Annotated in this window: 6 protein-coding genes; 3 read left to right on the top strand and 3 right to left on the bottom strand. The window is 69.1% G+C overall.

Annotation, left to right across the window (positions count from 1 at the left end; all coding sequences use genetic code 11):
• The coding region (locus AC1D01_RS18570) for a hypothetical protein (protein WP_477868838.1) at positions 1 to 486 on the bottom strand (486 nt) is incomplete at its 3' end.
• Between the two features lie 102 nt (positions 487 to 588).
• Here AC1D01_RS18570 and purT point away from each other — a divergent pair.
• Entirely contained in the window at positions 589 to 1,803 is a 1,215-nt protein-coding gene (purT, locus tag AC1D01_RS18565; protein WP_477868836.1) for a formate-dependent phosphoribosylglycinamide formyltransferase, read from the top strand.
• A gap of 3 nt (positions 1,804 to 1,806) precedes the next feature.
• On the opposite strand, the gene fusA is transcribed toward purT, so the two are convergent.
• Positions 1,807 to 3,867, bottom strand: a complete 2,061-nt coding sequence (gene fusA / locus AC1D01_RS18560; RefSeq protein WP_477868834.1) for an elongation factor G — start codon at positions 3,865 to 3,867, stop codon at positions 1,807 to 1,809.
• 226 nt (positions 3,868 to 4,093) lie between these two features.
• Between fusA and AC1D01_RS18555 the strand changes: the two genes are divergently transcribed.
• Complete coding sequence (locus AC1D01_RS18555) at positions 4,094 to 4,309, top strand: hypothetical protein (protein WP_477868832.1); 216 nt, start codon at positions 4,094 to 4,096, stop codon at positions 4,307 to 4,309.
• Positions 4,310 to 4,319: 10 nt separating this feature from the next.
• Here AC1D01_RS18555 and AC1D01_RS18550 read toward each other — a convergent pair whose 3' ends face one another.
• Entirely contained in the window at positions 4,320 to 5,075 is a 756-nt protein-coding gene (locus tag AC1D01_RS18550) for a DeoR/GlpR family DNA-binding transcription regulator (protein ID WP_477868830.1), read from the bottom strand.
• A gap of 82 nt (positions 5,076 to 5,157) precedes the next feature.
• Between AC1D01_RS18550 and AC1D01_RS18545 the strand changes: the two genes are divergently transcribed.
• Positions 5,158 to 5,586: NUDIX domain-containing protein (locus AC1D01_RS18545; protein ID WP_477868828.1), on the top strand; the 429-nt coding region annotated here is incomplete at its 3' end.

Raw genomic sequence — 5,586 nt, 5'->3', positions numbered from 1 at the left:
GGTCGGCGGGGCGGCCACAGGCGCCCTGGCGGGTTCCGCCGCCGACATCAGCACCTCGCCGAGCAGGTCCAGCAGCCGCGTGCGGGCGCGCTGCGGATGGCGGCGGTAGTAGGTGAGCACCAGCCCGACGATGAAGCGCTCGTCGTCGTCCTGCGGCACGTTGCGCAGGGCGTCGTCAGCGAGGGCTGCGGCAGGAGCGGGAGCGGCCGAGGAACCGGCCGCGTCGTGCGGCTGGTCCATCCAGCCGTTCGGCTTGTGGCACAGCACCTCGAACTGGCGCGCGAGCCGTTCGCCGATCTGCCGCGAGCGGCTCTTGATCTGGCTCCAGTAGCTCGGCTGGATCTGCAGGCGCTCGGCGAAACGCCGTTCGAGGCCCCTCAGCGTGGCGGCATCCGGATGCTTGATGGTGTTGTGGACGAATTCATCGAAGAGGGCCAGCGCGTTGTCAAGGCGGAGCTGGGCCACGTCACGGGAGCCGGATTGCATGGTGCTGCATGATAAATCTTCGTGCATCAGAAGATGCGGCTGGGGTCGTCGGCAAAATCACGGTCTTTCCGCCCACAACCCTTTCACCGGCCGCGCTGCACCATGACGACCCTCGGAACCCCCCTTTCCCCCCAAGCCACCAAGGTGATGCTGCTCGGCAGCGGCGAACTGGGCAAGGAGGTGCTGATCGCGCTGCAGCGCCTGGGCGTCGAGACGATCGCGGTCGACCGCTACGAGAACGCGCCGGGCCAGCAGGTCGCGCACCATGCCCGCACGATCACGATGAGCGACCCGGCGCAGCTGAAGGCGCTGATCGAGGCCGAGCGCCCGCTGCTGGTGGTGCCCGAGATCGAGGCGATCGCGACGCCGATGCTCGAGGAGCTCGAGGCCGCCGGCACCGTGCGGGTGATCCCGACCGCCCGCGCCGCGCGCCTGACGATGGACCGCGAAGGCATCCGCCGCCTGGCCGCCGAGACGCTCGCGCTGCCGACCAGCCCGTACGTCTTCTGCGATTCGCTGGCCGAGCTGCAGGCCGCGATCGACGGCCAGAACGGTGACGGAATTGGCTACCCCTGCATCGTGAAGCCGGTGATGAGCAGCTCCGGCAAGGGCCAGAGCAAGATCGACGGCCCGGCCGACGTGAAGACCGCGTGGGACTACGCGATGGCCGGCGGYCGCGTCAGCCACGGCCGCGTGATCGTCGAGGGCTTCATCGACTTCGACTACGAGATCACCCAGCTCACCGTGCGCGCGCTCGGCGCCGGCGGCCAGGTCGAGACGCACTTCTGCGACCCGATCGGCCATGTGCAGGTCAGCGGCGACTATGTCGAGAGCTGGCAGCCGCACCCGATGACGCCGGCCGCGCTGGCGCGCTCGCGCGAGATCGCGAAGGCCGTCACCGACAACCTGGGCGGCCAGGGGCTGTTCGGCGTCGAGCTGTTCGTGAAGGGCGACATGGTGTGGTTCAGCGAGGTCAGCCCGCGTCCGCACGACACCGGCATGGTGACGATGATCACGCAGTGGCAGAACGAGTTCGAGCTGCATGCGCGCGCCATCCTCGGGCTGCCGGTCGACACCGCGCTGAAGAGCCCGGGCGCGAGCGCGGTGATCTACGGCGGCGTCGAGGCCAAGGGCATCGTGTTCGACGGCGTCGCCGACGCGATGCGCGTGCCCAACAGCGACATCCGCCTGTTCGGCAAGCCGGAGAGCTTCAAGAAGCGCCGCATGGGCGTCGCGCTGGTGCACGACAAGGATGTCGAGGTGGCGCGCACGCAGGCCAAGCTGGCCGCCAGCAAGGTCAAGCCGCGAGCGACCTGACCTTCAGTCGTCGTCGCGGGCCTTGTACTGGCTGGTGAGCAGCGTCTGCGCCGACGGCGGCACCGCCTCGTAGTGGCTCAGCTCCAGCGTGTAGCGCCCCTGCCCGCCGGTCATGCCGTTCAACCGCGCCTGGTAGCCGTTCAGCTCCGACAGCGGCACCAGCCCGTGCACCGTGATGCTGCCGGCCTGCATCGTGCGCGTGCCGTTCACCTGCCCGCGCTTGGCCGACAGGTCGCCGGTGATGTCGCCCATCGAGAACTCCGGCGCGGTGATCTCCACCTTCACCACCGGCTCCAGCACGATCGGCTGGGCCTTCATCACCGCATCGATGAAGGCCTTGCGCCCGGCCGTCACGAAGGCGACCTCCTTCGAATCGACCGAGTGGTGCTTGCCGTCGTAGACGATCACGCGCACGTCCTTCACCGGGTAGCCGGCGACCACGCCGCTGTCGAGCACCTGGCGCACGCCCTTCTCGACCGCAGGGAGAAACTGGCCGGGGATCGTGCCGCCCTTCACCTGGTCGACGAACTCGAAGCCCGCGCCGCGCGCGAGCGGCTCGATGCGCAGGAACACCTCGCCGAACTGGCCGGCACCGCCGCTCTGCTTCTTGTGGCGGTGGTGGCCTTCGGCCGGCACGGTCACCGTCTCGCGGTACGCGATGCGCGGCGGCCGCGTCGACACCTCGCACTTGTAGGTCTCGCTCATGCGCTCGAGCAGCGTGCGCAGGTGCAGCTCGCCCAGGCCGTAGACCACCGTCTCGTTCGTGCTCGCCGCATGCTCGACCTTCAGGCACGGATCCTCGTCGACCAGCTTCTGCAGGATCTCCCACATGCGCTGCTCGTCGCCGCGGCGCTTCGGCTCGATCGCGAGGCCGTGCACCGGCACCGGGAACTCGAGCGGCTTCAGGTGCAGGTGGTCGTCTTCCGCGGCATCGTGCAGCACCGCGTCGAAGTGCATTTCGTCGACCTTCGCGACCGCGCACAGGTCGCCCGGGATGCCGCGCGGCACCTCGACATGGTCCTTGCCCTGCAGCATGAACAGGTGGCCCACCTTGAACGGCTTGCGGCCGTCGCCGATGTAGAGCTGGCTGTCGCGCGTGACCGTGCCCTGGTGGATGCGGAAGATCCCCATCTTGCCGACATACGGGTCGACGGTGACCTTGAACACGTGCGCGATCACGTGCAGCGACGCATCCGGCTGCGCATGCAGCTCCTTCGCCTGCGCACCCTCGCCCTTGAAGAACTGCGGCGGGTTGCCCTCGGTCGGGTTCGGCAGCAGCTGGTCGATCACGTCGAGCAGCTCGGCCACGCCGGCGCCGTTGCGCGCCGAGACGAAGCAGATCGGGATCAGGTGGCCCTCGCGCAGCGCCTGCTCGAGCGGCGCATGCAACTCGCGCGGATCGACATCGCCATCGTTCAGGTAGCGGTCGACGAAGCCGGGGTCGACCTCGACGACCTGCTCGACCAGCGCGCGGTGTGCCGTCTCCACAGATGAAAAATCCGCCTCGCCGGACGGATTGAAGAAGCAGTCGACCACCTGGGTGCCCTGGGCCGCGGGCAGGTTCAGCGGCAGGCACTCCTTGCCGAAGGTGGCCTGGATCTTCGCGACCAGGCCCGGCAGGTCGAGCCCCTGCGCGTCGATCTTGTTGACGATGATCATGCGGCACAGCCCGCGGTGCGCCGCCCAGTCCATCATGCGCGAGGCCATCATCTCGATGCCGGCCTGCGCATTGATCACGATCGCCGCGGTCTCGACCGCCTCCAGTGCCGTCATCGACTGGCCGACGCAATCGGGCATCCCCGGCGTGTCGATCAGGTGGATCTGCGCGCCGCCATGCGGGAAATGCATCAGCGTCGAGTTCAGCGAATGCTGCACGCGGCGCTCCATCGGGTCGAAATCGCTGACCGTCGTGCCGCGCTCCAGGCTGCCGGGCGCGCCGATCGCACCCGCCTTGCACAGCAAGGCCTCGGTCAGGCTGGTCTTGCCGGATGCCGTCTGGCCGACCAGCGCGAGCGACCGGATGGCCGCGATCCCGGAGTTCGCGGGAGTCGATGGGCTTGACATGGCGCTCTCCTTTCGCGCCACAGGCGCTGAGCGGTGAGGGGGCGATCGAGGTTAGTGGATCACACCGGCTGCGGCAAGCGGGGGCACCCGCGGCTGCGGCGGAAGGGCCTCGATCCCGGGCATCGCGGTGTCCTACAGCAGGCCGTACCGGTGGCCGACAGCCGGCGCGAGCGCTTCGCGCCACAGTGACCCTTCAGGCAACGGTCGTTTGCCCGAAGGATCCGCCATGACCACCCAGCAACCCCCAGGCCGCAAGAGCGATACCACCGTGCGGCGCGACCGCGACGCCGAGCCGCAGCTGCCGCACGAACGCGACGAATCGAGCCAGAAGGACGAGACGCCGCGCCCGCGCATCGAGCAGGCGCACCGCGATGTCTCGCGCGGCCTGGTCGACACCGACCGCGGGCCGCCGATGGACAAGGCCTACAAGAAGCAGCAGTGACCGCGGGCGCTCAGGCCCGCACGATCGCCAGCCCGAGCTTCTCGAACCCGGCCAGCGCCTTCTTCGGCGTGTCGACGTCGACGATCAGCCCGGTGGCGGCGCTGCACGGCGCGATGGTGTACGCCGACGCGCTCTGCAGCTTCTCGGCCGAGGCCGGCACCCAGGTCTCGGCCGACTGGGTCATCAGCGCGCGCTTGATGTGCGACTCTTCCAGGTCGCCGGTCGACAGGCCCGCGCCGGTGGAGATGCCGGTGACGCCCATGAAGTAGAGATCCGCCCGGATGCGGCCGATCGCCTCCAGGGCGCCGGCGCCCACCGACACCACCGAGTGCTTGAACAGCCGGCCGCCGATCATCACGACCTCGACCAACGGGTGCCCGACCAGCTCGATCGCGATCGTCGGGCTGTGGGTGACGACGGTCGCGCGCAGCGTGGCCGGCAGCTGCCGCGCCAGCTGCTGGCAGGTGGTGCCGCCGTCGATGAAGACGATCTGCCCGGGCTGCACCATCGCGGCCGCGGCGCGCGCGATGCTCGCCTTGGCCTGCGGCTCCACGCTGCGCCGCGCCGAGAAATCGCCCACCGCAGCCGATGCCGGCAGCGCGCCGCCATGCACCCGCTGCAGCAGGCCCTCGGCCGCGAGCGCGCGCAGGTCGCGCCGGATCGTGTCTTCCGACAGCCCCAGTTCCTCGCTCAGCGTGGCGGCCACGACCTGGCCGTCCTGCTGCAGGCGGCCGAGGATCAGTTGCTTGCGTTGTTCGGTCAGCATGACCGCGAGTTTGCACGAAATTGCTTGACACTGCACGAACATGCACGAATGATCGCGTTTCATCCTGAACCGGAGTCACCACGTGAATGCCGTGAACGACCGCGTGCGCATCGTCGACGTGAAGGTGCTGAGCGACGACTGGTATGTGCTGAAGAAGACGAGCTTCGACTTCCAGCGCAGCGACGGCAGCTGGCAGCGCCAGAGCCGCGAGACCTACGACCGCGGCAATGGCGCGACGATCCTGCTCTACAACCGCGAGCGCCGCACGGTGGTGCTGACGCGCCAGTTCCGCTTTCCGGCCTACGTGAACGGCACGCCCGACGGCATGCTGATCGAGGCCTGTGCCGGCCTGCTCGACCGCGATGATCCGGCCACCTGCATCCGCCGCGAGACCGAGGAGGAGACCGGCTACCGCATCGCCGAAGTGCGCCCGGTGTTCGAGGCCTACATGAGCCCGGGCTCGGTGACCGAGCGGCTGCACTTCTTCGTCGGCGCCTACGAGGCGCGTGAC

The sequence above is a fragment of the Rhizobacter sp. P3_B12 genome (assembly GCF_056402895.1).
This window is presented reverse-complemented; position numbering and strand designations above follow the sequence as displayed.

Bases quoted from the DNA above. Each gene is read 5' to 3' on its own strand.
- fusA (WP_477868834.1), bottom strand. From the start codon at position 3,867: ATGTCAAGCCCATCGACTCCCGCGAACTCCGGGATCGCGGCCATCCGG.
- AC1D01_RS18555 (WP_477868832.1), top strand. From the start codon at position 4,094: ATGACCACCCAGCAACCCCCAGGCCGCAAGAGCGATACCACCGTGCGG.
- AC1D01_RS18550 (WP_477868830.1), bottom strand. From the start codon at position 5,075: ATGCTGACCGAACAACGCAAGCAACTGATCCTCGGCCGCCTGCAGCAG.